Source organism: Aequorivita viscosa, from assembly GCF_900106795.1.
Classification (GTDB): domain Bacteria; phylum Bacteroidota; class Bacteroidia; order Flavobacteriales; family Flavobacteriaceae; genus Aequorivita; species Aequorivita viscosa.
In genome coordinates, this window is the sequence record NZ_FNNS01000011.1 from 5,452 (window position 1) to 7,358 (window position 1,907).

Genomic DNA, 1,907 nt, shown 5'->3' on the forward strand with positions numbered 1-1,907 from the left:
GCTGTTAGAATCTAGAGTTTAGATGCTTTGGCTTCGCTTAGCAACCAGCGCTACGCTACAATAACTAAGAGTCAAGACGGCTATTAAGCTAGATAATGTTAAGTCTTTGTTGGCTTGGCTTTACTAGGATATATTAAATTTTAATCGGTCAATAGTGATCTATAATCATTTTAACAGATTATGGAGAGGGATGAGCGCATTCAGAAGATAAAGAAGGTATTGCTCGAGATGGGTGCAGGTAATTTCCATCATCGGATTGAAAGGTCTGGAAAAAATGATGGGATAGAAGCTCTTGTTTCCATTTTAAACATGACTGCAGAAGAATTGGAGGAGGCTTGGATCCATCAGGGGTTTATAAATAGCCTTGGAACAATAAAGGCAACCCTAGCAATCCAATTTCTTATTGATGCCACAGGAGTAATTACTGCTACTACCGGAAATACTGAAGGGGTATTCGCTGAGGAAGTGGATAATTTTATAGGAAAACCTTTCCACCACGTACTTGCCGACCATTCAAAAGTGGAATGGTTGAAAAATTGGGATTTAATCCAACGGACGCCTTATGAGGAGGTAAGCGTTTTACTTTACTATAAGTCCGCCACGGGATTATTGATTGCCGGTGACAGCCTTATCAATAGTTTGAAAGATGGAGGTCCCGTCAAATACTATACAATAACTGTAGTGAAGCACGACAAGAAGTCTGTAGTTCTGGAACCTGCGTTGGGATACAACGACAACAATGGAACAGTGGCAGAAGAGTTGCTTAACGAGAATAAAGCCAACGGGGGCAATAGGGTAAAGAAAAAATTGACATTTGAGGACAAGCGTATGTTGGTCAAAGCCCGCAATTTAATTCTTCAGGATCCAGCCCGTGATTTTGGAAGTTTAAGAAGTTTTGCCATGGAGCTGGGTACCAATACCTATAAATTAAAATACGGTTTTAAGGAAATGTACGGGACCAGTGTATATCGGTTTTTGAAATGTGAACGATTGCGAAAGGCCAAAATGATGGTTCAATATGGCGATGAGCCTTTTAAATGTATTGCTCATTTGTGTGGGTTTAAAAGTGTGTCTCATTTTACACGGAGTTTTACGAAGGAATTTGGAGCCCCACCTAGAACTGTTAGGAAGGGACAGGTCTGATCTCTCGAGGGGGAGGTGGTTGTGGGTTGTGTGGGTTGTCGGTTGAAGGTTGTGGATTGTCGGTTGTGGGTTGTCGGTTGTGGGTTGTCGGTTTTCAGTTATCGGTTATTTGCTGTGGGTTGTTTTATAGTTTATGGTTGGTAGTTTTTATTGGGTTGTCGGTTGTCGGTTGTGGGTTGTCGGTTGTCGGTTTTCAGTTATCGGTTATTTGCTGTGGGTTGTTTTTTAGTTTGTGGTTGGTAGTTTTTATTGGGTTGTCGGTTGTGGGTTGTCGGTTGTGGGTTGTCGGTTGTGGGTTGTGGGTTGTCGGTTGTCGGTTATCGGTTATTTGCTGTGGGTTGTTTTTTAGTTTGTGGTTGGTAGTTTTTATTGGGTTGTCGGTTGTTGGTTGTCGGTTGTGGGTTGTTTTTTAGATGAGAGGTGGTAGTCTTTAGTTTGTAGTTTTTAGAGGGTTGTCGGTTGTCGGTTGTGGGTTGTCGGTTTTCAGTTATTGGTTATTTGCTGTGGGTTGTTTTTTAGTTTGTGGTTGGTAGTTTTTATTGGGTTGTCGGTTGTCGGTTGTCGGTTTTCAGTTATCGGTTATTTGCTGTGGGTTGTTTTTTAGTTTGTAGTTGGTAGCCTTTAGTAGGTAGTTATTTATTATAAGTCACTGAATACTGAATACTGAACACTGAACACGAATACTGAACACTGAATACTGAACACTGAATACTGAATACTGAACACGAATACTGAATACTGAACACTGAACACTGAATACTGAA

General features: G+C 41.0%; 1 protein-coding gene. It reads left to right on the top strand.

Annotated features, from left to right (window positions below; translation table 11 throughout):
• The first annotated feature begins 180 nt into the window (after positions 1 to 180).
• Complete coding sequence (locus tag BLW28_RS07830) at positions 181 to 1,143, top strand: AraC family transcriptional regulator (RefSeq protein WP_073217412.1); 963 nt, start codon at positions 181 to 183, stop codon at positions 1,141 to 1,143.
• Positions 1,144 to 1,907 lie beyond the last annotated feature (764 nt).